Source organism: Achromobacter sp. GbtcB20 (genome assembly GCF_019091095.1).
Lineage (GTDB): Bacteria > Pseudomonadota > Gammaproteobacteria > Burkholderiales > Burkholderiaceae_B > Achromobacter > Achromobacter mucicolens.
Genome location: NZ_JAGXJZ010000959.1, coordinates 1 through 231, shown reverse-complemented (window position 1 = coordinate 231; position 231 = coordinate 1). Strand labels below are relative to the sequence as shown.

Genomic DNA, 231 nt, shown 5'->3' with positions numbered 1-231 from the left:
CCAGGCTGTCGCCCAGCGGCAGCGAAGTGACCGGCAAGCCGTGCGGCACGTGGCGCGGCAGGGCCTGGTCGCCGGCCGTTCCCCACCAATCCGGCTGGCGCAGGCTGCGCCCGGCCAGCTTGTGCAGGGCCTGGCCACAGGTCGGGCAGAAAGCGAAACCTTCCGGATAGATCGGCGCGCAGTCGCAGGACGCGGGCAGGGACGCGCCCAGCAGGTGGGCGACGTCGAGCA

The 231-nt window shown here is 73.2% G+C and carries 1 pseudogene; it reads right to left on the bottom strand.

Annotated elements, in window-relative coordinates:
• A pseudogene (locus KVT32_RS31825) lies at positions 1-231 on the bottom strand (hypothetical protein); the annotation flags it as partial.